General features: G+C 74.3%; 17 protein-coding genes. 9 read left to right on the top strand and 8 right to left on the bottom strand.

What is annotated here, in order from left to right; translation table 11 throughout:
- Positions 1-41 precede the first annotated feature (41 nt).
- The gene (locus ACFV6D_RS13690; RefSeq protein ID WP_380559754.1) at positions 42-1,367 is read left to right on the top strand and encodes a cytochrome P450; all 1,326 of its coding nucleotides are present in this window, start codon (positions 42-44) and stop codon (positions 1,365-1,367) included.
- Positions 1,368-1,459: 92 nt separating this feature from the next.
- On the opposite strand, the gene ACFV6D_RS13685 is transcribed toward ACFV6D_RS13690, so the two are convergent.
- On the bottom strand, positions 1,460-1,735 hold the full coding sequence (locus ACFV6D_RS13685) for a hypothetical protein (protein WP_063352834.1): 276 nt from the start codon (positions 1,733-1,735) through the stop codon (positions 1,460-1,462).
- A gap of 302 nt (positions 1,736-2,037) precedes the next feature.
- Here ACFV6D_RS13685 and ACFV6D_RS13680 point away from each other — a divergent pair, with 302 nt between their 5' ends.
- The gene (locus ACFV6D_RS13680; RefSeq protein ID WP_380559752.1) at positions 2,038-5,433 is read left to right on the top strand and encodes a BTAD domain-containing putative transcriptional regulator; all 3,396 of its coding nucleotides are present in this window, start codon (positions 2,038-2,040) and stop codon (positions 5,431-5,433) included.
- Here the strand turns inward: ACFV6D_RS13680 and ACFV6D_RS13675 are convergent.
- The 3 genes from ACFV6D_RS13675 to ACFV6D_RS13665 form a co-directional block, all read right to left on the bottom strand.
- Positions 5,416-6,696 (bottom strand): serine hydrolase domain-containing protein, encoded by a 1,281-nt coding sequence (locus ACFV6D_RS13675; protein WP_380559750.1) that lies wholly within the window; start codon positions 6,694-6,696, stop codon positions 5,416-5,418. The two genes, ACFV6D_RS13680 and ACFV6D_RS13675, sit on opposite strands and share 18 nt — an antisense overlap.
- A 269-nt stretch (positions 6,697-6,965) precedes the next feature.
- Complete coding sequence (locus ACFV6D_RS13670; RefSeq protein ID WP_380559748.1) at positions 6,966-9,731, bottom strand: M4 family metallopeptidase; 2,766 nt, start codon at positions 9,729-9,731, stop codon at positions 6,966-6,968.
- A 450-nt stretch (positions 9,732-10,181) separates the two neighbouring features.
- Entirely contained in the window at positions 10,182-10,904 is a 723-nt protein-coding gene (locus tag ACFV6D_RS13665) for a MarR family transcriptional regulator (protein ID WP_380559746.1), read from the bottom strand.
- Between the two features lie 224 nt (positions 10,905-11,128).
- Here ACFV6D_RS13665 and ACFV6D_RS13660 point away from each other — a divergent pair, with 224 nt between their 5' ends.
- Entirely contained in the window at positions 11,129-12,316 is a 1,188-nt protein-coding gene (locus tag ACFV6D_RS13660) for a serine hydrolase domain-containing protein (protein ID WP_380559744.1), read from the top strand.
- A 73-nt stretch (positions 12,317-12,389) separates the two neighbouring features.
- On the opposite strand, the gene ACFV6D_RS13655 is transcribed toward ACFV6D_RS13660, so the two are convergent.
- The 3 genes from ACFV6D_RS13655 to ACFV6D_RS13645 form a co-directional block, all read right to left on the bottom strand.
- Positions 12,390-13,721: an RNA polymerase sigma factor gene (locus ACFV6D_RS13655; protein ID WP_380426148.1), complete on the bottom strand. Its 1,332-nt coding sequence runs from the start codon at positions 13,719-13,721 to the stop codon at positions 12,390-12,392.
- Positions 13,694-14,113, bottom strand: coding sequence for a YciI family protein (locus tag ACFV6D_RS13650; RefSeq protein WP_380344626.1), 420 nt, complete (start codon positions 14,111-14,113; stop codon positions 13,694-13,696). Before ACFV6D_RS13650 ends, ACFV6D_RS13655 begins: the two co-directional genes overlap by 28 nt.
- Positions 14,114-14,258: 145 nt before the next feature.
- Positions 14,259-15,143, bottom strand: a complete 885-nt coding sequence (locus tag ACFV6D_RS13645; RefSeq protein ID WP_380559742.1) for a LysR family transcriptional regulator — start codon at positions 15,141-15,143, stop codon at positions 14,259-14,261.
- 50 nt (positions 15,144-15,193) lie between these two features.
- Here ACFV6D_RS13645 and ACFV6D_RS13640 point away from each other — a divergent pair, with 50 nt between their 5' ends.
- The 4 genes from ACFV6D_RS13640 to ACFV6D_RS13625 all read left to right on the top strand — a co-directional run bounded on the left by ACFV6D_RS13640 (position 15,194) and on the right by ACFV6D_RS13625 (position 17,664).
- Complete coding sequence (locus ACFV6D_RS13640; RefSeq protein ID WP_380559740.1) at positions 15,194-15,712, top strand: cupin domain-containing protein; 519 nt, start codon at positions 15,194-15,196, stop codon at positions 15,710-15,712.
- 42 nt (positions 15,713-15,754) lie between these two features.
- Positions 15,755-16,117 (top strand): DoxX family protein, encoded by a 363-nt coding sequence (locus tag ACFV6D_RS13635; RefSeq protein WP_380559738.1) that lies wholly within the window; start codon positions 15,755-15,757, stop codon positions 16,115-16,117.
- A gap of 231 nt (positions 16,118-16,348) precedes the next feature.
- Complete coding sequence (locus ACFV6D_RS13630) at positions 16,349-16,651, top strand: hypothetical protein (RefSeq protein ID WP_380559737.1); 303 nt, start codon at positions 16,349-16,351, stop codon at positions 16,649-16,651.
- Between the two features lie 107 nt (positions 16,652-16,758).
- Positions 16,759-17,664, top strand: a complete 906-nt coding sequence (locus ACFV6D_RS13625; RefSeq protein ID WP_380559735.1) for an aegerolysin family protein — start codon at positions 16,759-16,761, stop codon at positions 17,662-17,664.
- 155 nt (positions 17,665-17,819) lie between these two features.
- Here the strand turns inward: ACFV6D_RS13625 and ACFV6D_RS13620 are convergent, their stop codons facing one another.
- Positions 17,820-20,510 (bottom strand): LuxR C-terminal-related transcriptional regulator, encoded by a 2,691-nt coding sequence (locus ACFV6D_RS13620; RefSeq protein WP_380559733.1) that lies wholly within the window; start codon positions 20,508-20,510, stop codon positions 17,820-17,822.
- Positions 20,511-21,215: 705 nt separating this feature from the next.
- On the opposite strand from ACFV6D_RS13620, the gene tap reads away from it, so the two are divergent.
- On the top strand, positions 21,216-23,450 hold the full coding sequence (gene tap / locus ACFV6D_RS13615) for a telomere-associated protein Tap (RefSeq protein ID WP_380495727.1): 2,235 nt from the start codon (positions 21,216-21,218) through the stop codon (positions 23,448-23,450).
- Positions 23,451-23,456: 6 nt separating this feature from the next.
- Positions 23,457-24,011, top strand: a complete 555-nt coding sequence (gene tpg, locus ACFV6D_RS13610; protein ID WP_380559731.1) for a telomere-protecting terminal protein Tpg — start codon at positions 23,457-23,459, stop codon at positions 24,009-24,011.
- Positions 24,012-24,570 lie beyond the last annotated feature (559 nt).

Here is a 24,570-nt window from a genome sequence, read left to right as displayed (position 1 = left end):
GTCCGGGCGGCGGATCCGACCATGCGTCACCAGGAGGTCCGATGAAGATCCCCGGTCCCGACCCCCGGCCGGACGGCGGGGTCGGCGCCATCGCGCAGGCGGGCGGGCTGCACGCCTACCAGCTGCGGCTGCACGCCGAGTACGGCCCCGTGGCACGGTTCCAGCTGCCCGGCGCCGAGACGGCCGTGTCGGTCGCCGACCCGGTGCTGCTGGAGGCCACCGCGCACCTGGACCGCCGCCCCGAGCGCCTGTTCTCCTTCCTGGACCCGCTGTTCGAGGCCGGCAACCTGCAAGTGCTCCCGGCGGACGAACACGCCCCGTGGCGCCGCACCCTGCTCTCGGTCCTGGCCGGCCGCCCCTCGCACGAGCAGGCCTTCGACCGCTTCACCGCGCTCGCGACCGGCCTCGCGGACCGCTGGGTCGCGCGGGGCGCCCGGGGCGAGGCCGTCGCGCTGCAGCAGGACCTGACCGCCCTGTCCCTGCGGATGATCTGCGCGTACGCCCTGGGCGGCGAGGTCGAGGGCCCGGACGTCGTCGCCGCCGCCTTCGAGGAGGTGCTCGCCGACTACCTGGAACGGCTCTACCAGGTGCCCCCCGCCGTCGACCCGCAGGAGCGCGCCGAGCGGACCGCGCGGGCGCTCGCCCTCCTGCGCGCGACGGTCGACCGGGTGATCGCGGCCCACCGCGACGGCGGCCGCGCCGACCGCGGCGACCTGGTCGGCGCACTGGTCGAGGCCGGCGAGCGCCCCGCCCGGATCCGCGACACCGTCCTCGCGACGATGCTCGCCGCCCACCACACCACCGGCGTGGCCGTCTCCTGGACCCTGCACCTGCTGGGCCGCCACCCCGAGGCGGCCGAACGCGTCACCGGGGAACTGGACCGCGTGCTCGGCGACCGCCCGGCCCCCGGGTACGCCGACCTGCGGCGCCTGCCGTACCTGCGGACGGTCCTCCAGGAGTCGATGCGCCTCTACCCGCCCGGCCCGTACGGCGCGCGCCAGAGCACCGAAGCGCTCACCCTCGGCGCGTACACGGTCCCGGCCGGGGCGGTGGTCTTCTACCCGTTCTGGGCCATCCACCTGAACCCCGACCACTGGCCCGAGCCCGAACGGTTTCGCCCCGAGCGCTTCACCCCGGAGCAGGCGGCCGGACGCGCGCGGCTGGCCTGGGTCCCCTTCGGGTTCGGCCCGCGCAGCTGCGAGGGCGCCGCCCTGGCCATGGTCGAGTGCGAACTGATGCTGGCCGTCCTCCTCAAGCGCCTGCGCTTTCGGCCCGTGCCGGGCCACCGGGTGGTCCCGACCGAACGGTTCGTCCTCCGGGCGGCCGACGACATCCGCATGCTCGTCAGCCCGCGCGGGGGCGGGTGAACGCCGCCGCCCCGCGCGGCCCCCGGCCCCGGGCGTGCGGGTGCCCCGGGACGGTTCGTCCCGGGGCACCCGGCATGGGGGAGTGGCGGGGATCAGCCCGCGAGGCCGATGCCGGTCTCGGTGGCGTAGCCGGCGACACCGTTGGGGCCCACCGCGACGGCGGCGTCGAGGAACGAGGCACCGTCAGGACCGAACTGGACATCGGTGATGTGCAGGGCACTGCCGTTCGGGCCGACGGAGAACGCCCCGTGGTCGTAGTTCAGGGAGGGGATGTTGTTGGGCGTGTCGGCGGAGGCGATGGTCGCCCCGCCGAGAACGAGCGGGAGGCAGAGGGCGGAGACGGTCAGGACGCGGCGCGCAGTACGCATGGGGGAAGAGCCCTTCCAGATAAGGGTGGTGATGGTCGATCGGACTGCCACGAAATGGCGTCCTGTCACCATCCACACACATGCGTATGCGGAGCGCTACCGGGGATGGCTGTCCGGGGCTACCGGTTCACCCGGGCCCCCCATCGCCGCCCCGAGGACGTGACGGGCGGGCCCGCCAGCGACCGGCGAGGCCACCGACGCCGCCGGGCCACCGCCCCGGACGCCGCCCACGGCCGGGGCGGGCGCGCGGGCGCCGGCCGGCGACTTGACGCTCAAACCGGTGCTGCTGCGATAGTGACCCGGTGCGCGTCGGCCTGCTTGGACCCCTGGTACTGGACGCCGGAGCGGGCCCGCTGCCGATCGGCGGCGCGCGGCTGCGGGCGCTGCTGGCCTACCTGGCACTGGACGCCGGCCGCGCCGTCCGGCCCCAGGCCCTGGTGGACGCGCTGTGGGCCGAGGCGCCACCGGCCGACCAGGCGAACGCCCTGCAGTCACTGGTGTCCCGCCTGCGGGGCGTCCTGGGCGACCCCGCGCTGCTCACCTTCGGACCGGCCGGGTACCGGCTGGCCGTCGAGGCCGGTGCGGTGGACACCGCCCGGTTCGAGCAACTGGCCCTCTCCGGAAGGCACTTGCACGCACAGGGCCGGCCGGCCGAGGCCGCCGCCGCCCTGCGGGAGGCCCTGGCCCTGTGGCGCGGACCCGCGCTGGCGGACGTGCGTGAGGCGCCGTTCGCCGATGTCGAGGCCCGGCGGCTGGAGCGGGCGCGGCTGGCCGCCCTGGAGGACCGGATCGAGGCCGACCTCGCGCTGGGCGCCGGACCGGAGCTGATCGCCGAACTCGAATCGCTGACCGCGCGGCACCCGCTGCACGAACGGCTGCACGCCCAGCTGATCCGGGCCCTGGCCGCCGGCGGCCAGGGCGCCGAGGCACTGGCCGCCTACCAGCGGCTGCGCGCCCGGCTGGCCGACACCTTCGGCAGCGACCCCGGACCGCAGCTGCAGGCGGCCCATCTCGCGGTCCTGCGCGGCGAGCTCCCGGCACCCCCCGACCACCGGCCGCCCTCCGGCCACCGGCCGCCCGACGACCAGCCGCCACCCCAACGGCCGGAGCCCCAACGGCCGGAACCCCGCCGACCACGGCCGCCCGGCAACCCGGACGCGCCGCTGACCAGCTTCGTGGGCCGCGAGGACGACATCCGCCGGGTGGCCGAGCTGCTCGGTCGAGCCCGCCTGGTCACCCTGGTCGGCCCCGGCGGGTCCGGCAAGACCCGGCTGGCCACCACCGCCGGCCGCCGGCTCACACCGCCCGGCGGGGTGTGGTTCGTCGCCCTGGCCCCGGCCGGCCCGGCGGACGTGCCCCGCGCGGTGCTCGACGCCCTGCGCACGCGCGAGGCCGACCTGCCCAAGAACGCCGCGGCCCCGACCCGCCGCCCCGGCACCCCAGAGGAGATCCTGGACCGCCTGACCGAGGTGCTCACGCACGACGACCCGGTCCTGGTGCTGGACAACTGCGAGCACGTGATCGACGCGGCGGCCACGCTGGCCGAGACCCTGCTCGGCCGGTGCCCCGGGCTGCGGGTCCTGGCCACCAGCCGGGAGCCGCTGCGGATCGACGGCGAGAACCTGCACCCGGTACTCCCCCTGGAACTGCCCGAACCCGGCTCGACGCCCGAACAGGCCCGCGCCTGCGCGGCGGTCCGGCTGTTCCACGACCGGGCCACCGCCGTGTGCCCGGGCTTCGCCGAGGAGGACGGCTCGCTGGCGGCGGCGGTCGAGATCTGCCGCCGCCTGGACGGCCTGCCACTGGCGATCGAACTGGCCGCCGCCCAACTGCGCACCCTGCCCGCCGAGGTGGTCGCCGCCCGGCTGGACGACCGGTTCCGGCTGCTCACCCGGGGCAGCCGCACCGCCCTGCCCCGGCACCAGACGCTGCGCGCCGTGGTGGCCTGGAGCTGGAAGCTGCTGGCCGCCGACGAACGGGCGCTGCTGGAACGGCTGTCGGTGGCGCCCGGCAGCTTCACCGAGGACGCGGCGCAGGCGGTCGGCGGGCTCGCCGCCCCGCACGCCGGCCACCACCCCGGCGACCGTGAGGCCCCCGATGTCCCCACCCCCGACGCCCCGGCCCGCGACGTCCGGGAACTGCTGGCGGCGCTGGTCGACAAGTCGCTGCTGCACCCGCTCGGAGCCGCCGCCACGGGAGAGCCCCGCTACCGGATGCTGGAGACCATCCGGGAGTACGGCCTGGAGCAGCTCACCCGCCACGGGGAGGCCGGCGCCGCCCGCGAACGCCACTGCGGGTTCTTCCTCGCCCTGGCCGAGACCGCGGAGCCGCGGCTGCGCACCCGCGACCAGCTGCGCTGGCTGGCCCGGCTGTCGGCCGAGCGGGACGACCTGCTGGCGGCGATCCGCTGGGCGGTGGAGTCCGGGGACGCCGCGACGGCGGTCCGGTTCGGCGCCGCGCTGTGCTGGTTCTGGTCCATGCGGGGCTATCCGCCGGAGTCGCTGGACCTGCTCGAACGGGTCCTGGAGGTCCCCGGGCCGGCCGATCCGGCGGCCCGCGCGCTGGTGGTCGCGACGTACGAGGTCGGCACCGAGTCCATCGGCCGGCCGGAGGACAGGGCGGCCGCCTTCGGCCGGATCGAGGCGGCGATGGCGGGCGTCGACCCCGGTGTCCACCCCCTGCTGGAGCTGGCCCGGCTGGCCGCGGCCATCGCCGGCCCGCAGCCGCCGCCGCACACGCCCGACCCTCCGGCCCCCGCGGATTCCCCGGACTTCCCGGACGGCGAGCGCAAGGACCCCTCCAGCGGCCCGTTCGCCCTGCTCGTGCGGGGCCTGCTGACCCTGCACACCGGGGACGTCACCGAGGCGGCGGGCTTCCTCGCCCACGCGCTGGCCGGTTTCGAGGCGCTCGGCGAGCGGTGGGGCATGGCGACCGCGCTGAGCACCCTCGGTTCGCTGCGGCGGCGCTCCGGCGACCTGGCCGACGCGCTGGCGATGAACGAGCGGGCCACCCGGTACTTCCAGGAGCTCGGGATGCAGGAGGACACGGTCGACAGCGATGTCCAGGCCGCCCTGATGCGCGCCCAGGCCGGGGACGCGGACGGCGCGCGGCGGCAGCTGGAGGGCCTGCTCGACCAGGTGGCGCAGGCCGGATGGGCCGAGCCCAGGGCCCTGGTGTGCCTGGGCCTGGCCCAGCTGGAGTGGCGGGCCGGGCAGCGGGAGCAGGCCCGCGCACACGCCCTGGCCGCCCTGGCCCAGGCTCCCGGCGTCCAGCCGGTGCCCTCGCACCTCACCGCCCTGCTGCTGGGCGTGCTCGCGCAGCTGGACGCGGCGGACGGCCTGCCCGACGCGGCGGTGCGCCGGCTCGACCACCCGGCGGTGCACCTGGTGCTGACCTGGAACTCGGCGGTCGCGGCCCGGATCGCGGTGGCGGCCGCCGACATCGAGCTGTGCCGCGGCCGGCCGGGGGAGGCGGCGCTCCTGCTCGGCGCCGCCGACCTGCTGCGGGGCTCGGACGACCTCGGCGACACCGACGTGCACAGGATCGCCGGGCGGGCCACGGCCGACCTGGGAGCCGCCGGGTTCGCGTCCGCGCACGCCGCGGGTGCGGCGATGGCGCGGACCGAGGCCAGGGACCTGCTGTCTGCGATCATCACCGCACCCGCGGCCGGGCCGCCCCCGTCAGTGAGCCGGAACTGAAGCCGGAACTGAAGCCGGACCCGGAGCAGGGGCCGGAGCCGGGGCCGGCTTGCCGAACATGGCGCAGGTCACCGCACTCTGCAGGGCCTGGCCGGCCGCGGTGAGCTTCGCGTCGGCCCCGAACTCGAACAGGAACTCGGTCGCGATCAGGACGGTGGCCGTACGGCTGCCGGTGCCGTCGGTGAGGTTGGTGCTGGAGTAGCCGGTGATCCCCCCGTCGTGGGCCCAGACGGTGCCGCAGGGGGTGCGGCCCGTCTCGATGCCCAGGCCGGAGCCGGGCCCGTCCACCGGGTTCTGCGGGTCCATCGGCACGGTGGTGCGCAGCTGCGCCAGCTGGGCCGCGGGCAGCAGCCTGCCGGACATCAGCGCGTTGTAGAAGCGGGACCAGTCCTGCGCGGTGGACACCACGGCCCCGGCCGCCCCGCCCCAGCCCGGGTCGTTGCCGGAGACGTCCACCCGGCCGTCGCGGTGCACCCCGGCCACGTCCCGGAACGCGGCGGGCACCCCCGCCGGCATGTGGGCGGAGTCCGGCTCGTAGCCGCGGACGTGGCGGCCGCGCCAGCTGCCGTCCGTGGCGAGGTAGGTGTGCTTCAGGTTCAGCGGCCGGGCGATCCGGTCGCGGACCAGGTCGGCGAGGCTCGCCCCGGTGACCCGCTCCAGGACGGCGCCGACCGCCGCGTAGTCGGTGTTGCTGTAGGACCACCGGGTGCCCGGCGGGAACAGCGCCGGGCGCTTGAGGCCCACGGCGAGCAGTTCGGCGGAGGTCCACCGGTGCGGGTCCTTGCCGAGGATCGACGGCAGGACGGCGGGGTCCTCGGTGTAGTCGGCCAGGCCGCTGGTGTGGTTCAGCAGCATCCGCAGCGTGATCGCCCGGCCGTCGGGCACCTGGCCCGGCAGCCACGCCTCCACCGGGTCGGTCAGCGCGAGCCGCCCCTCGGCGGCCAGTTGCAGGGCGATCACGGCCATCATGGTCTTGGTGTTGGAGCCCATCCGGAACTCGTCCCCCACCGCGAGCCGCTGGTCCGCCGCGGCCCAGGGGGCCTGCTCGGCGATCTCGACGGGCCGGCCCCGGCCGTCGTCCACCCGCACCACCACCCCCGGCGCCCCGGCAGCCACCAACTGCCGTGCCAACTCCTCCAGTTGAGCCCGCTGCGCCTCGGCCCCGCCCCGGGTCGCGGAGGGCGCGGACCCGGCGGTGGTCAGGGGGGCCGGGAGCGCCGGACCGGCGGCCAGTCCCACGGCCAGGGCCGACGCCGTCAGCACGAGCGGCGCCAGCCGCAGGCGGCGCGACCACCCCGTCCGGGACGGCGAAGGGGCAGTCGAAGAAGGAGGAGAAGAAGGAGAAGCAGCTGGCGACATGGATCAGTTCCCTCTGGTTGCCGGGTGACCTGGACGGCCCTAGCCTCCGGCCCGCCGCTGGCAAACCGCGCACAGCGCGCTGGCACCCGCCGTCCACCCCGGATCCGCTGTCCGCCTCGCCGTCCGCCCCGGTGCCCGCCGGCACCGGGGCGAACGACGCGGCCGCGCTCGGATCAGCAGGACCCGGCCGGGCGGTCGCGGACCACGAGGTCGTTGCGCCCGGCGGTGGCGTCCAGCCAGACCGCCCGGGTGCCCTGGTCGGCGGCGGCGTGGAACTGGCTGCCCCGGTTGCAGGAGACCCGTACGGGGGTGCCGCCGCCGACCGGCAGCTGGTACAGCTTGGGCAGCGCGGCGTTCGACCAGCCGCTGCTCGGCTGGGCGCCGCGGTGCAGGAAGGTGACGGCCTGGTCGGTGGCGGTGAGCTCCATGTCCGCCGGGGTGTACGGCGAGTCGGCGGAGAGCAGGTCGCGCACGCCGGAGCCGTCCAGGGCGCCGGAGCGCAGGGCGGTCGGTCGGGTGCGGTCGGCCGGGGCGGCCAGCCAGAGCAGCCGGTCGCCCGCGAGCAGCGGGGAGGCGAGGTACGGCGGGTCGGTGCCGTTCGGGGTGCTCACCGGGTACTGGGCGGCGACTTTGCCGGTGGCGGTCGAGAAGACCGTCGGCGCCTGGACGCCGGCCCCGTCGGCCGTCCAGGACTCGATCCAGCCGAGCAGGCCGTCCTTGAACGCGAGGGACGTGAAGGACGTGAGGTTATGGCCCTCGGGCAGCGGGAGTTCCACGGGCGGGGCGCCGTCGTGGGAGAGGCGGACCCGGGTGCGGCCGGTGTCGTTGTCGGTCACCGTGAAGGCGATGTCCCCGCCGGACACCCGGACGCTGCCGGGCGACTGGTCGGGGGAGTGGAACACGCTGCGCACCGGGCCGCCGGACAGCGGGCGGGTCAGCACCTCCGTCCCCCACGTGCCGGTGGCGTCGGGCCCGATCGCCAGCCAGACGGCGGACGTGCCGTCGGTGGCGGCCCAGCCGTGGATCCGCCCGTCGTCCGGGCTGAGCCGGGTCGGGGTGCCGGGGGCGGTGGTGGAGCCGGTGTACAGGGCCGTCGCGCCCTTGCCGTTCGGGTCGGTGTTGCCCATCACCCAGTGGCCTCCGCCCGCGGCCGGTCCGACCGGGGCGGAGGTGCCGAGCAGCAGCGGGCGGGTGTCCGTCCCGAGCCGGTTCTGCCAGCCGGCCTTGATCCCGTGTGCGTCGAACGCGGCGGCCACCTTGCGCAGTTGGGCTCCGCTGAGTTTGAGGGCCCGGCCGGCGGCGAGCACCGCGTTGCGTCCGTCGACGAAGTCGTCGAGCGGGGTGAGGTATTCGGCCATTGCCCGGTAGACGAGGCGGTCGGCGGTGAGCGGGTCGAGGGTGCGCCGGATGTCCCACAGGGCGCCGCTGAAGATGGTGGCGTTGAGGTGCGCGCCGCCGTTGTCCAGGTCGAGTCCGGCGCCGAGGTAGTCGTCCACGGTGGTGCGGTGGTCGTCCAGGCGGCGGTTCGCGCAGTCCTGCGGGGTGCCGGTGCGGCACAGGTTCTCGCCCATCAGCGCCGCCGCCGGGTCGTCCATGGACGTGCCGCGGGCGGTGACCTCGATGGCGTTGCCGAAGTAGTCGGCGAGTCCCTCGTTCATCGCCCCGGACTGGCCGTCGCCGACCAGGTTGGCGGTGTGCTGGATGACGCCGTGGGTCATCTCGTGCCCGGCCACGTCGAGGGCGGCGGAGAACGGCAGGAACCTGGCGTTGCCGTTGCCGTAGAGCATCTTCTGCCCGTCCCAGGCGGCGTTCGGGAAGGGCTTGCCGCGGTTGCTCACGTTCACCACGGAGGTGATCGCGCCGCCCTTGCCGTCCAGGCCGTCGCGGCCGAGCCGGTCGTGGTAGAAGCCGTACACGGCGGCGGCGTTGAGGTGGGCGTCGGTGGCGCCGCTGGTGCCGGTGGAGGCGGGGAAGGCCGGGCCCGGGGAGGCGACGGGGAGGCTGCCGTCGGGCAGTCGGCCGCTGAACTCGTTGTAGTCCCGTCCGGTCGCGTCGTAGGTGGTGATGGTGACGGGCCGGGTGAGGTCGACGAGTTGGTAACTTCCGTCCGGCTGGCGGGAGATGTTCACCGGCACGGTACGGCCCAGGAGGTCGGGGGCGGTCCCGGTGGCGGGCTCGGCGGCGGCCGCGCCACGGGCGGCGCCGGCGCCTGTGTCGTCGGCGCCGCTGACCTGGTAGGGGGCCGAGGAGTCGTGGGCGAGGGCGACCACGCCGAGCGTGGCGTCCGCGTAGACCTCGCGGACCAGCGGTTCGCCGTTGCCCGGGCCGGCGGTGTGCACGGTGAAGTGCCGGGCGAGTCGGCCGGTGCCGCCCGGCAGGACGACCAGGCCGCGGTCCTCGGCGGTGGCCCCGGCCCGGGCGCGCGGGTCGGGGAGCGAGTCGAGCGCCAGCTTGCGCAGCACCGCGTCCGGCACGGCGGGGGCGGTCGGCGCGGTCAGCCCGGTGAAGTACTTGCCGCCGACCGACTCCACCCGCTGGCCGGCCCCCTCGCCGGTGAGGCGGACCAGGTACTGCCCGCCGAGCACCGGTATGCCGCCGTGGTACTGCTGGAACCTGACGGTGCGCCGGTCGGCGGCCGTGCGCTCGACCGCGAGCTCGGTCAGCTGCCCCGGATCGACCCGGTACCGGTCCAGGTGGGCCGCGAGATGGGCCCGGGCCGCCTCGACCGGACCGCCGGGCGCCGCCTCGGACAGCCCGGTCACCAACTGCGGGGCGGCGGTGCCCTGACCGGCCACCAGGGCGGGGACGGGATCGGGCTCGGCGGTCGGGCCCGGCGGCGCGGCCAGGGCGGGGGAGGCGGTCACGGTGAGCGCCAGTGCCAGACTCAGGGCGGCGCCCGAGCCGAGCACCCTGGCCACTGGACGGGAACGGTGATGCACTGCGGTCCTCCACGGAAATCGGCAGTGACGGCAGCACGACAGAGCTGCCTTTCACGGAGGAACGGGGCACCGGACAGGCCCGGTTCAGCCGGTCGCCGCCCTCCGGCCGCCCCCGCGGGGCCGCGCCCTCCCGCCGGGTTCGCCGCCCCCCGCCCGGCGCACCCGCCCCGGACGAACGCTTTCCCGGGGCCCCCCGGGGCGTCGTCCGGCAGCGCCGAGACGCAACTGCGTACCCGGCTCTACCCCGTCGGTCGGCCTCCGGCCCCACGGCCTGAACCAGCCCCCACCGGGTCGCCGGCATGCCCCGGGGGCCGACGGCCGGCCCGCCGCGACCGCCTTTGTCGAAGGCCCGCCGCGTATCCGCGGATACGGCACCCGATCGGGTGCGGAGCCCCACCCGCCCGGACCATTGCGCATCTCACCCGACCGCCCCGCAGGGGGCGTCCGGGATCAGCCGGTCCGCGATCCGGGCCGGCTCTCCTCCCGCCACTGCCGCACGGAGCGCACGATGTCCTGGCCGATCCGGTCCAGGAAGGCTGCGGCGTCGTCCATCCGGGCGCCGGCCGGTGTGCCGGGGCCGAGCGTCTCGGCGCCCTGGCGGGCGACGCCGGCGAGCATCGTGTTCCGTTCGGCGCTGGCCAGCAGTGCCCGGTACCAGACGTCGTCGTCGATGACGTACCGCTCCCGGCGCTGCTGTTCGCCGCGTTCGCGGCGGATCAGCGCCTGGCCCTCCAGGTAGCCGACGGCCTTGGAGACGGCGGCCGGGCTGACCTGCAGCCGTTGCACCAGTTCGCCCGCGGTGAGGCTGCCGTTGTCGGTGACGTACAGGCAGGCGAGGACCCGGGCGACCATGCGGGGCAGGCCGCTGTGCACCAGCAGCTCGGCCAGTTCGTCGGCGAATTCGCTTACCGCCTGCGGGTCGCGGCCCTCGGCCGGCGGCGTGGCGGCGGCGGCCGGTCGGGCGGTCGTGCCGCTGCGGCGGGAGCGCTGTGCGGTGGCGCGCTGGGCGTGTTCGGCCCGGTAGTCGGAGGGCCCGCCGTTGCGGGCGATCTCGCGGGTGACGGTCGAGGTCGGCCGTTCGATCTGCCGGGCGATCTCGCCGTAGCCCAGCCCCTCGGCCAGTCCGGCGGCGATCCGGTGGCGGTCCTGCGGGGTCAGCCTGGCTCCGGGCATCCGTCCTCGTCTCCTTCCGTCGCGTGAACAGTATCCGTCCGGCTCGCCCGCTGTTGCAATGGACTCGCGACGTTCTGTTGCATTAACTGGGAGAGTCATTGCAAGAATATTGTGGTATCTACCTGCGAATACATCCACCATCGGCAGGTTTCGTATTGACCATTATGTGAATTTGCTCGTAGCTTCTTCCCGAACCGCGACACCACATCGAGGGGGAACACGCCATGGGAACCACCACGCGCGCAGCCGTCGCCACCCTGCTCGCCGGGGCCGTGCTGGCCGGCGCCGCCGCCACACCGGCGTTCGCCGCGCCCGCGCCGGACGGCAGGGGCGGGCACCCGGGGGTCCAGCGGGTGCTGGACCGGGCGGTGGCCACGGGCGGCCTGCCCGGCGCGGTCGCCGAGGTCCGGGACGGCGACCGCTGGTGGTTCGGCAGTGCGGGCGTCGCCGACCTCGCCACCGGGCGGGCCCGTCTCGCGCAGGACCGGTTCCGCATCGGCAGCACCACCAAGACCTTCGTCGCCACCGTCGTCCTCCAGCTCGCCGCCGAGGGGCGGCTGAGCCTCGACGACAGCGTGGAGCGCTGGCTGCCCGGCCTCCTCGACGCCCCCGGCTACGACGGCGAGCGGACCACCGTGCGCCAGCTCCTCAACCACACCAGCGGCATCTACAACTACGCGATGGACGAGAAGGTCCGGCAGGAGGCGAGCGGCCTGCCCTTCCTGCGGCACCGCTTCGACAGCTACACCCCCGGACAGCTCGTCCGGATCGCGCTCGCCCACCGGCCCGACTTCGCGCCCGGCACCGGCTGGACCTACTCCGACACCAACTACGTCCTCGCCGGCCTGATCGTCGAACGGGCCTCCGGCGGCACCCTGGCCGCGCAGATCGAGCAGCGGATCACCACCCCGCTGGGCCTCACCGGCACCTACGAACCCTCCTCCGGCGACACCGCCATCCACGGGCCGCACGGGCGCGAGTACTCGCGTCTGGGGCTCACCGGGCCGAACGCCACCGCCTACGACGTGACGGAGCTGAGCCCGTCCTGGGGCTGGGCCGCCGGCGACATGGTCTCCGACGTCCGCGACCTGAACACCTTCTTCGCCGCCCTGCTGGGCGGACGGCTCCTGCCGCCCGCCCAGCAGCGGGAGATGTTCACGATGATCCCGACCGGGCACCAGTGGATCGACCAGGCGGAATACGGTCTGGGCGTCGCGGGCATCAGGCTCGACTGCGGCCCCACCGTCTGGGGCATGGGCGGCGCCATCAACGGCTCGTGGTCCTACGCGTTCGGCACCCGCGACGGCCGGCACCTGCTCGCCACCAACGTCAACGGCGACTGGGTCGAGGGGAGTTGGCCGATCGCGGTGTTCACCTCCGAGCTGGAGGCGGAGTTCTGCCCCCGCTCGTGACGGCCCCGGCTCGCGACGCCCCCGGCTCGTGACGGCCGGGCACGAGTCGTCCCCGCCCGCCCGGGCGGGGGCGTCATGGCAGCGCGGCCGCCTTGCGCAGCAGCACCGACCGCTCGCGGGTGTTGCGGCACAGTCGGGCGGCGAGTTCCAGCTCGGCGCGGGCCTCGGCGGTGCGGCCGAGTCGGGTCAGGAGTTCGCCGCGTACGCCCGGGAGCAGGTGCGATCCCGAGAGCCGGCCGGAGGCGGCGAGTTCGTCGACCAGGTGGAGCGCCTGCTGGGGTCCGTTGGCCATGGCGACGGCCACGGCCCGGTTGAGTTCGACGACGGGGGAGGGGGCCACGCGGCCGAGTGCCTCGTAGAGGAGCACGATGTGTTCCCAGTCGGTCTCCTGCACCGAGGGCGCCGCCGCGTGGCAGGCGGCGATCGCGGCCTGGAGGCCGTAGGGGCCGAGGCCCCGTCCGGTGGCGGCGGCGCGGCCGAGTGCGGCCAGGCCGCGGCGGATCGCGGAGCGGTCCCACCGGCGCCGGTCCTGGTCCTCCAGGAGCACCGCCTCCCCGTCGGGTGCGGTGCGGGCGGCAAAGCGCGCGGCGGTGAGTTCGAACAGCGCGAGCAGTGCGCACGCCTCCGGTTCGGCGGGCAGCAGGGCGGCCAGCGTCCGGGCCAGCCGGAGTGCCTCGTAGGCGAGGTCGGGGCGTAGCAGGTGGTCGCCGGCGGTCGCGGTCGAGCCCTCGGTGAAGATCACGTACAGGACGCTCAGGACGGCGCCGAGCCGTTCGCGCCGGTCCTCGGCCGGCGGCAGTTCGAACGGTACGTGCGCCGCGGCGATCGTCTTCTTCGCCCGGGTGATCCGGGCCTGGACGGTGGCGGTGGGTACGAGGAACGCCCGGGCGATCTCCTCGCTGGACAGGCCGCCCACCACGCGCAGCGTGAGCGCGACCCGGGCCTCGGGGGAGAGCACGGGGTGGCAGGCGGTGAACATGAGCGCGAGGACGTCGTCGTCGACCCGGTCGGGGTCCCAGGGCAGTTCGTGCGGCGGGCCGGAGGCGGTCGCCGGGCCGGAGCTGAACTGGCCCTCGGCGAGTTGGCCCGCGAGCAGGGTGTAGCGCTCGTCGAGGGCGGAGGCGCGGCGGAAGGCGTCGATGGCGCGCCGGCGCGCGGTCGCCAGCAGCCAGCCCACCGGGCTGGTGGGCACGCCGTCGCGCGCCCAGCCGACGAGTGCTTCGGCGAGCGCCTCCTGGGCGACGTCCTCGGCGAGCGCGAAGTCCCCGGTGTAGCGGGCCAGTGCGCCGACGATCCGGGCGGACTCGATCCGCCAGAGGGCCTCGGCGGCCCGCCGGGCCGATTCGGTGCTCGGCGGGCCGTCGGGGGTGGTGGGCATCAGTGCTGGCCGGTCCGCTCGCGCCACGCCCGCTCCTTGGCGATCCACTCGTTGTCCTGCGGGAACTCCTCGATGCCCGGCACGCGGCGGATCTCGACCTTCGAGCCGGTGATGGCCGGGAGCCGCTTGGCCCACTCGACGGCCTCCTCCTTCGAGGCGACGTCGATCACGTAGAAGCCGCCGAACAGTTCCTTCGTCTCGCCGTAGGGGCCGTCGGTGACCACCGGGCTCTGTCCGCTGAAGTCGACCACCACGCCCTGGGAGGGGTCGTCCAGGCCCTCGGCGGCGACGAGCACGCCCGCCCGGATCAGTTCCTCGTTGAAGCGGCCCACCGTTTCGAGCATCTCCTCGAAGGGCGTCTCCATCATCTTCGCGACGCTCTCGTCCGTGCCCCGCATGATCAGCATGTACTTCGACATCGTCACTCCTTGCTCGGGGGCCGCTTTCCGGCCCTCTCCATCCCAGGTCGAACGGCGTGGCCGCGGATCGACACGGCGGGCGGATTCGGGACCACTTTTTTCGACGGACGCCACCCTCTCGCAGGGCGGCCTCCTCTCACACCTGTCACACCTGGCGGTATGCGGCCGTCGCGATCTCGGTGAACGAGCGGACCAGCGGGTTGGTGTCGCCGTCGTTCCACACCGCGACCACCGGGCTGGGCGCCATGTCGGCCAGCGGGACGGTGGTGAGGTTCTCGGGCAGGTCGTGTCCGAGCGGGGCCAGGCCGACCGTGCTGTTCCAGAGCACGGCCTGCAGGCATTCCTGGACGCCGCGCACCACGGGGCCCTCGCGCGGGGTGCCGCCGTTCCAGTACGACTGCCACCGGGGGTCGGTTCCCGGGGGGAACTGGAACCAGCGGCGGCCGGCCAGGTCGGCCAGTTCCAGGCGGCCGCGCCGGGCCAGCGGGTCGTCGGCGCGCAGGACCGCGCCGACCGGGTCGGTGCGCAGCACGCGCACCGCCAGGGCGGTGTCGTCGAACGGCGCGCGGGTCAGGGCGACGTCGACCAGTGCGGCGCGCAGTCCGCAGGTCGGGTCGGTCAGGTCGGTGTCGCGCACGCGGATCTCGACGCCGGGGTGGCTGCGGCGGAAGGCGGCCGCCAGCCTGGTGATGCCGGGGTCGGTGCCGTCGCCCAGGATGCCGACGGTCAGGGTCGCGGCGCCGGCCGCCGCGGCCACGCGCGCGCGCAGGCGCTCGGCCCGGTCGAGCAGGGCCCGCGCCTCGTCGAGCAGCACGGTTCCCGCCGGGGTGAGGGTGACGCCGGCGGGGGAGCGGGCGAACAGCAGGGCGCCGCTCTCCCTCTCCAACTGCTTGATCGCCCGGCTCAGCGGCGGCTGGCTCATGTGCAGGCGGGTGGCGGCCCGGCCGAAGTGGAGTTCCTCGGCGACCGCCACGAAGTAGCGCAGGGTACGTAGCTCCACGCTGCGACGATACCCCCCGGGTATCGGCATGGCGGAACGGGTCTTGGACACCCGCGGGGCCCCGGCGGTGGACTCGGAACATGACCGACACAGCGAAGACCAGTGAACCGCAGGCCGGCCCCACCGTATCGGTGGTCGCCCCCGGCGAGGGCGAGACGATCGTCATGGGCACCACGCGCATGCGCGTCCTGGAGGACGGCAGCCACACCGGGCACCGCCTGGCGGTGACCGAGTCCCTCCTCGCCCCGCACACCCCCGGACCGCCGCAGCACCGCCACGCCCGCCACGACGAAGGCTTCTACGTCATCTCCGGCACGGTGCGCTTCACCGTCGGGGACCAGCACCACGACGCGAGCGCGGGCACGTTCGTGATGGTCCCGCCCGGCGCCCCGCACACCTTCGCTAACGTGAGCGACCACAGCGCCGTCATGCTCAGCGTGTTCACCCCCGACCTGTACCTGCAGTACTTCCGGGACCTGCGGGACATGGCCGCCGACGGCGGGCCGCCGACCCCCGAGGCCGGCCTGCGCACGATGAGCCGCTACGCCACCGAGCCCGCCACCAAGCCCGTCACCGGGTCCGCCGCCGATCTGGCCTGAAGCCGACCGGCCACCCGCCGGCGGTGACCGTGAAAGGACGTCATGACCATCGCCTACTGGTTCCTCGCCACACCGCTCGCCGCCTTCTACCTCTACGCGGGCGCACTCAAGGCGACCCGCGACCGCGACCGGCTGCGCCCGATGATGGCCTGGGTGGACCGCGTACCGCTGCCCGCCGTCAGGGCGCTGGGAGCGGTCGAACTCCTGGGCGCGGCAGGCCTGTTGCTGCCGCCGGCGGTCGGTGTCGCGCCGGGGCTGGCCGTGGCCGCGGCCGTCGGGTTCGTGCTCCTGCAGACCGGCGCGATCGCCGTGCACCTGACCGGCGGGGACCGCCGCGTCGCGCTCAACGCCGGGCTCCTCGCCGCCGCGGCCGCGACCGTCTGGCCGGCCGCCGCCGGGATGTGACCGGACGCCACCCCGCCCCTCCGTTCCGTTCAGCCCCCGCTCCGCCCCCGCCCCGTCCGCAGGCCCTCGGTACGTACACCGTGCCAAGTTCGCGGTTTTCCACGATGCCCGAGCGTGGTGGTGGCGTGTCAGCCTGTGACTGCCACCGCATCCCGCAGCCGGGTCGGGGCGGGGCCGATCCGCCGCAGGTGGCCGGCCGTTCACGTGGAACGCCCAGAAGGGATATTTGTCATGCACAGGCAAATTCGTTCAGCCTCGCTCTGCGCCGCGATCGCCGCCGCGGTCCTGGTCGGCGGCACCGCCCAGGCGCACGCCGCCGTGGCCTCCCCCGCCCGCGCACACGCCTCCGCGACGCCCGCCGCCCAGGACGGCGCGTCGGCGTCCGCGATCTGGCGCTGGGCCGGCCGGTACGACTCGTTCGTCGAGGCGCAGGCGGCGTACTACGTGCTGTACGGCCTCGGGAGCGCCGTCGCCCAGCTGATCGAAGAGGTCATCGTCGACGGCGCGAAGAGGTGGGAGCTCTACATCCAGTGAGCCCCCCCCCCCGGCGCCGGCACCGAGCCGCGACGCCCCCCGGATGAGAACACGGCGGGCGCGACCCGGCGCCCGCTCGTCCAGCCTTGAAGAGAGTTGGTAGACCCATGCGACGCACGACTCCCAAGCGCGGCCTGTCCCGCACGGCCGCAGGCGTTCTGACCGCCGTGCTGATGGCGTCCGGAGCGCTCACCCTCGCCCCGGCCGCGCAGGCCGCGACCGGGCAGGGCGGCCCGCAGGCGACCGCGGACGGCCTGGAGGGGATCACCGCGGCCCGCTCCACGCAGGTCACCCTGTCCAACCACACCGCGTACGGCCTGACCAAGACGTGGGAGAAGCTCGACCACGGCTGCTGGACGAACAACATGCTGCCGCCCGACTACATCCCCACCGGCAAGGAGCCCAGCTTCGCGAGCGAGTCCTGCGGGGCCGGCACCGGGACGGAGGGGAACATCACCTACGGCTTCGCCGGCGGCGAGATCAAGATCTACTGGAACAACCCCTACGTGGGCAGCAACGGCTACAGCTGCTCCGTCCCGGCCGGGTACGCCTGCTACAAGAGCGGCGGCAGCGGGAACAACGCCGGCGTCAAGTTCGACGTCTGGCCGGCGTCCCGGTCGGCCGGGGCCGACACCGCCGACGCGGTGGTGCCCGGCGTCACCGCCGCCCGCAGCACGAGCATCAACCTGACCAACAACTCGGGCAAGCTGCTGGTCCGTTCCGGCTCCAGCCTGCGGTGGGGGATCTGGTCCGACAACATGCTGCCCCCGTCCATGGTCCAGCCCGGTGTCACCGCGAAGTGGGCCAGCGAGTCGGACGGCTTCATGACCGGCACGGAGGGCGAGGTCACCTTCGACGTGTCCGGGGAGAGCAACAAGGTCAGGGTGTACTGGAACAACCCCTACACCGGCAGCAACGGCTACAGCTGCTCCGCCCCGTCCGGGTACAAGTGCACCTGGCAGGGCGGCAGCGGCGACAACGCCGCGATCTCCTTCAACCTGTCGAAGTCCTGATCACGCCGGGCCGAACCAGCGCCCCCGCCCGGGTCACGTCCATCCGTGACCCGGGCGGGGGCGCTCAGCCCCGGCCCGCCGCCGACCGCCCTGCCGTGGCCCTGCCGCACCCGCCCCGCCGGGGCCCCGGGCCCGCCTACCGGCCCCTACCGCCTTCACCCTCCCAGTACCGCCACCAGCTGGGTACGCCGGGCGATCCGCAGCTTCCGGTAGGCGTTGGTGAGATGGGTCTCCACGGTGCGGCGGGTGAGACACAGCGCGGAGGAGATCTGGGCGTTGGTGTGCCCCGCCGCCGCCAGTTTGGCCACGCGCCGTTCGGCGGGCGTCAGCGCGTGCCCGCCGTTCCTGTTGCGCACCCCGCCCTCGCGCAACGCCCCGGCCGTCAGGTCGAGGAGGCGACCGGCGGCGGGCGCCTGCCCGGCCTGCGGAGCGGGCGCGGCCAGCCGCAGGGCCACCGCGTGCGCCTCGCGCAGCGTGTCCCGGCCCTTGCGGCCGTTGCCCGCCCCGATGTGGGCCCGGCCGAGATCGGCCAGGACCTCCGCGAGTTCCACCGGCGCGCACCCCGCCCTGAGCAGTTCGGCGCCCTCGGTCAGCGAGCACAGGGCCAGCCTGCCGCCCACGGCCGCGGCGTACGCCCGCAGCGCCCGGCCGACGGTGCGCGCGGTGCCCCAGGTCCGGGCGTGGCGCAGTTCCTCCTCGGCGAGTTCGCGGGCCTCCTCCCGCCGCCCCAGCCGCACCAGGGCCAGCGCCGCCCCGGAACGCCATGGTGTGGCGACCGGGCTGACGAAGCCGTGGGCGCTCTGGCCGGCTCCGCAGGCCAGGTAGTCGTCGAGGGCCGCCTGCCAGCGGCCGTCCGCCGCGTGCAGCAGGGCCCGTGCGTAGCTGAGCTCGTTCCACTCCCAGGAACTGTCGTTGCCGCACGCTCCGGCCAGTGCCACGGCCTCCCACGCCCCGGTGCGCCGGCCGCTCTCGTGCCGGGCGGTGGCCACCATGGCCGCCAGGTGCGGCAGCCGGACGCCCTGTCCGGCGGTCGCCTCCACCAGGGGGGCGTTCTCGGCGATGACGCGGTCGAACTCTCCCGCCCACAGCGCGGCCTCGGCCCGGACGCTGAGCAGGCACTGCAGGCCCACGTCCGTCAGGTCCGGGGGAGCGGGCGGGGCGGGCAGGCACAGGCCGGCCAGCTCGCGCGCCTCCTCCAGGCAGTCCGCCCACTGCAGCAGGGTGGCCGCGCTGCCGAGCCAGGCGGTCCGCAGGCGCGGGTCCACCGGGGCGGCCAGCCGCGGGCGCACCCGGGCGAGCGCCTCGGCGGCCGAGCAGAGGCCGGCCCCGGCCTCGTACTCGGTGATCAGGCCGCACACCAGCGGCTCGATGCCGGGCGGCGCGGTGGGGGCGAGCGCGCGCAGGCCGGCGACGGCGCCGCGCCAGGCGTCGTTGTCGTGCGAGGAGACGAGCGCGGCGAGGGCCTGCAGCACCTGGACGAGTTCGCCGTCATCGGCCCCGCGGCCGGCCTGGTGGAGGACCCGCAGCGCGCTGTCGGGATCGCGGCCCGCCACGAGGGCCGCGCTCAGGGCGGTCGCCGCCCTCGCCCGCTCCCGCAGATCACTGTGCAACTCCACTCCGGTGTGGAGCCTGCGGATACCGGCGGTCGCGTTGTTCGCGAGCTCCAGGGTGCCCAGGCGCATGGTGAGGGCCGCACGCCGGTCCGGATCGAGCGGCCCGCTCAGGGCGTGGCGCAGATACGCGGCGGACTCCGCGACACGGCCGGCGCGTACCGCCTCCTCGGCGGCCTCGGCCAGCGAGCGGGCCATCCACACCTCGCCGGGCCGTTCCACGCGCAGCAGCCGGGAGGCCACGGCGGTCGCCGGCGCACCGCTCTCGTCGAGCAGCTCCGCGATGCGGGTGTGCAGCTCCGCGATCTCCCGCGGCTCGGCGGCGGCGAGGACGGCCTCCCGCGCCAGGGGGTGGCTCAGCAGCCTGTCCAGACGGCGCACCGACCGCTCGTCCGGCGACCGCCTGGACGAGCAGAGACCGGCGAGCTGACGGCGAAGCCCGGGGTCGCCCGCCACCCCTTCCTCCGCTGCGACGGCGAGAGCCAGACAGGCCTGGCGCAGACACGGATCGACCCCCCGCCCCAGCCAGTCGGCGATCGCCTCGCGATAACGGCTGCGGGAACGGGTGGCGGGCGGGCGGGGCAGCGGCCCGTCACCGAGGTCGGCGACGAGCGCCTGCACCAGCGCCGGGTTCCCGGCCCCCGCCCCGACACACGTCACGACGTCCTCCCGGCCCAGGCCGGCGCCCCGGGCGATACGCACGACCGCGGACACACTCAGAGCGCGCAGGACGACCGACACACCCGCAGGAGAAGGGAAGGGCCCCGGACCGGACGGGTCGCCGCACTCGGTGACCACCAGCAGAACGGGAATCTCGGCGATCCGGCGGGCCAGATAGCCGATCCACCGCCGGGACGGCTCATCGGCGTGATGGAGGTCGTCCACCGCGATCAGCACCGGCCGCTCGGCCGCCCAGCGGGCCAGCCGCGTCACCCACCGGTGGAACAACCGCTGCTCGTCGGGCCCGGCCGGCACCGCGAACGGAACGGCCCCGTCGTCCGCGAAGAGCTGCCGCACCAGCCCGAACGCGAACCCCGCCTCCTCCGGCACCCCGCGCACCCGCCCCACCCGCATGGCACCGCCGCCCGCCTCCTGCCGCACCACCGCCTCCAACGCGGCGCTGCGCCCCATGCCGGCCACCGGCGCCGAGAGCAGGATCCAGCGCCCGCCGCCCGCCCGCGCGGCCGCCCCGGCCGCCGCGGCCGCGTCCAACACCTCGTCGCGCTCCAAGAGCATCCGCGCCCCTTCCCCTTCGTCCTGTCCGTCCCGCGACGCCGCCCCGGGCCGTGCGCCACCCGCCCGGACACACCGGCTTCCGCGGCGATACCGCGGCCCCGGTGTGATCTTCACCCCGGGGCGACGCACGTCAGCCCGCCGCACGAAAAACGGCGCGATCGCGTTCATGACAGAGCTTGATCCCGCCGCTTTTATCACGTTTCACCCACGAACTTTCCACCCGCGACAGCGACACAGCAGCAAACACCCACCCGCGACCACCGGCCACCATCCGCGCCCCAGTTCGTGCCGACACGGACCGCGCCCCCCAACGCACCACACCGACCGACAACCGGGACCCCCGCGATTCCCGACCCCACAACCCCTCCCGGACACCCCATTCCAAACGACGCGGACTAATCCGAGACCCACGCCAGCACATCCACCCACCATGACGAATCCCGCTAACCCCCGGCTAATGCCCACGCAACACACCGGACCCCACCACCACCAGCCACCCCGAACCCCGCCCAACACCCCCCAGCCACCGCCGCCACCACACCCCGAACACCAGATGTTCCAGGGCTAAGAGCACCTCCGCCAACGAACAACCCGGCAGCAAAAAAACCCATGGAACAGCCACAAAGACAAGGCCCCACCACCACCAAAGAGCTTCAATTCCAGGGTTAAAAATGGACTAGTGTAGGGCGAGGAGGTGGAGTTCCGATGCCCACACAGGACGAACTGTTCGCAGCAGTGGACGCACTACTGAACGACCCAGGCCCACAACTGCCGGAGCCAACCGAAAGAGCACGCCTCCGAGAGGCCGCCGGAGTCACCCAAGCGCGACTGGCCCAGGTACTGAAGTCAACGGTGCAATCCGTGAAGAACTGGGAAGCCGGCCGCTCCGAGCCGAGGCCACCACGCCTGGAAGCCTACGCACGCCTCCTCGAAGGCTGGGCCCAACAGCACCCCACCCCCGCCCCCGCAGCCCGCACAGTCGAAGAAGTCCCGGCCGCCTTCGCCCCAACCCCCACCCCCACAAAGGCCGAGCCCAAACCCACCACCGACGACACGGCGAACCCGGACGACGACAGCCCCCGCCCCGACCGCATCCCGCCAGAACAACCAGCCGAACAACCACAACCGCTGCGCCCCGCCGCCCGCCCCACACCACACAGCGACGCCCAATACCCCCACGGCCCACTCGCAGTACTGGACGACGACGGCACCGCCTACGCAGTCGGCGGCCTACTCCTGGACTGCCCCGCCACCACACTCGCACAACTGGTCACCTGGGCCCTGACCGAATCCGGCCTGGGCACCCCACGACTGCACCGCAACGGCAAGGACTCCGACCCCCTGATCGTCCTCACCGCCGCCGCCGCCCAGAAACTCGGCCTGCCACCCACCCTGGACGACGACCCGGCCACCCGCCGCACCCAGCGCCTGCCCGACGACCACAAGATCGTCAAAGCACTCGCCCGCTCCAAATGGCAGCTCACCCGCCGCGGCTTCGGCCCCTGGGCCCGCATCTACAAGCCCGTCAAAGACGGCCGACGCCAATGCGTACAACTCGCCGTCCTGCCCTGGCGCGCCCTGGACACCCGCGCCTGGGGCGACGCCGCCCACCTGCCCGCCCCCGACCTCGCCCGCGTCCTCGGCGTCTACGCCCAACGCGTCATCACCCCCCGCGGCTCCAGCGCCACCAGCGGCCTGGAACTGATGACCGCGCTACGCCCGCCCACGAGGGCGGTACGCGACGAGCAGAGCGGCGGGTGGGTGTCCGGACCGAACCCGGGCGCGCTGACCGAAGTCGTCCAGGCAGCGCCACCGGAGGTCCCGCCGGAGCACCCCGCCGCACAGGGCTGGACCGGCGGCTTCCTCGACGAGGAGTCCTACCAGTGGATCCGCCCGGTCGAGACCCTCTCCGAAGCGGAGATGATCGAACCGTTCGCGGTCGGCATCGACATCAACACCGCCTACCTCGCCGCCGCCGCCCGCCTCAACGTCGGCCTGTCCGGCCCGCTCCACGTCACCAACCCACACTTCGACAAAAAGACCCCGGGCAGCTGGCTCGTCGACCTGTCCCACATCCCCACCGACCCCCGCCTGCCCAGCCCGTTCACCCCGACCGGCAACCCCCCCACCGGCCCAGCCTGGTACACCACCCCCACCGTCGCCTACGCCCAGGAACTCGGCCACGACGTCACCCCGACCGAGGCCTACCTGCGCGAGCACAGCGGCGCCTACCTCGACCCCTGGCACGATCGCCTCCGCGAGGCCTACGTCACCACCATGGCCGAGGCCGGCATCCCCACCGACAAGGACACCGACGAACGCGCCTTCCTCGCCGCGATGACCGCCCACCGCCTCCTCAAGAACGCGGGCACCGACCTGGACGCGCTGCGCGCCGCGCTCGCCGCCGAGGGCCTGGGCCACCTGGCCGCGATGGGCGACGACCAGCTCGCCTCGGCCACCTGGCGCCACCACCAGATCGCCATGGTCCTCTCGGCGGTGAAGTCGACGGTGAAGTTCGGGATCGGCAAGCTGCGAGAGCGCCCCCAGGGCCTGACCTACAAGCCCGGCGAGCCGTGGCCGGCGCTTGAGCGCGAGACCTGGCGCCCGGACATCCGGGCCGCGGTCATCGCCAAGGCCCGCGTCAACATGCACCGCAAGATGGCCAACGTGGCGAAGGCCAACGGCCGTTACCCGCTCGGCGTCAACAACGACTGCGTCGTCTACGCCTCCCCGACCACGGACCCGCTCGGCTTCCTGCCGCTCACCGGCTCGGGCAAGGTGCTGCCCGGCACCTTCCGCCTCGGCGCCACCCCCGGCCTGGCCAAGGTCGAGGGCATCCAGCAGATGCTCACCGTCGTGGACTGGCTGGAGCGCGACCAGCCGATCAACCCGGCCCGCCACATCAAGGGCTACGACAGCAGCACCATCGAAGGGAAGTAGGAGGCTGTGGAGGAGATCACCGACGCGATCGACCGGGCCGCGCCCGAGCACTTCACCAAGGCGCCACCCAAGAGCGCGCAGGCCCAGATGCGGCTGCTCGCCAAGGCGGCCAAGGGCGACACCGCCGCCCTGGCGGCCCGGCTCGGCGTGAGTCGCCGCACCGTCGAGCGCTACCTCGCCGGCCAACGCAAGACCCCCAGGGCCGCACTGCGCGAAGCCCTGAAGCGCGAGGTCCAACGAGTGTGGCAGCCCGGCATCCGCCGTCGGGCCCGCAAGAAGGCCGCCACCAGCACGGGCATCACCGTCGAGGTGTGGGCCTACTTCGGCTACACCGCTCCCGTCGGCACCACCGACGAGGCCCGGCTACGGCACCTGACCGTCCACCTCCCACCCGCCTACGCCGGCCGCCTCTTCACCGCCCAGGACCAGGGCGCCGGTGACCAACAGATGCGCGCCATCATGGCCGAGGGATTCCAGGAAACCTACTTCAAGGACGGCGGACGCGCCGCCGGACTCGAAGTCGAGTTCACCGGAATCCAGGCGGTCGACGTCCAGTACTGACACCAGGCAGGAACACTGAACCCACACAGTGCATCATTGCGATGCACCGAAGCGTGCCACCCGCAAACCCGGGCGGCACGCTTCCCCATGTCGACGGCTCGGGGTGAATGGTGACGGGCGCTCAGGGTGGGCGGAGCGAAGCGGAGTCCACCAGGCTCGACAGGAAGATAGGGGCGGGCGTTGGCATTGACCTGTTGTGAGATGGGGGGAGGTCAAATGGTGGGATGTGGAACGGAGTTACTGGGCCTACACAGTACACGAGTGATGCACTGCTGCCGGTTAGCTCACTGAATTCCGCTTGCGGAATTCAGTTCCCCCGCTTGCGGGGGAACACGCCGGAGCGAAGCGGAGGCATGTCCTACCGCTGGCTTGCCAGCGGGGAATTCCGCTTGCGGAATTCAATCCTCGCGCTTGCGCGAGGATTTCATCCGGAGCGAAGCGGAGGATTCGAGTGGCGCGCGTTGGGGGGGTATCGTGCGGGGCGGCACCGGGGGGGCCGGCCTGGCGCCTGTGCGGGGGGGTGTTATAAAAAGACAAGCCCCCACACAACAGCAACACA

Source organism: Kitasatospora sp. NPDC059812 (genome assembly GCF_042732075.1).
Classification (GTDB): domain Bacteria; phylum Actinomycetota; class Actinomycetes; order Streptomycetales; family Streptomycetaceae; genus Kitasatospora.
Note: the sequence above shows the minus strand (reverse complement) of the source record. Positions and strands in the feature narration are given on the sequence as shown.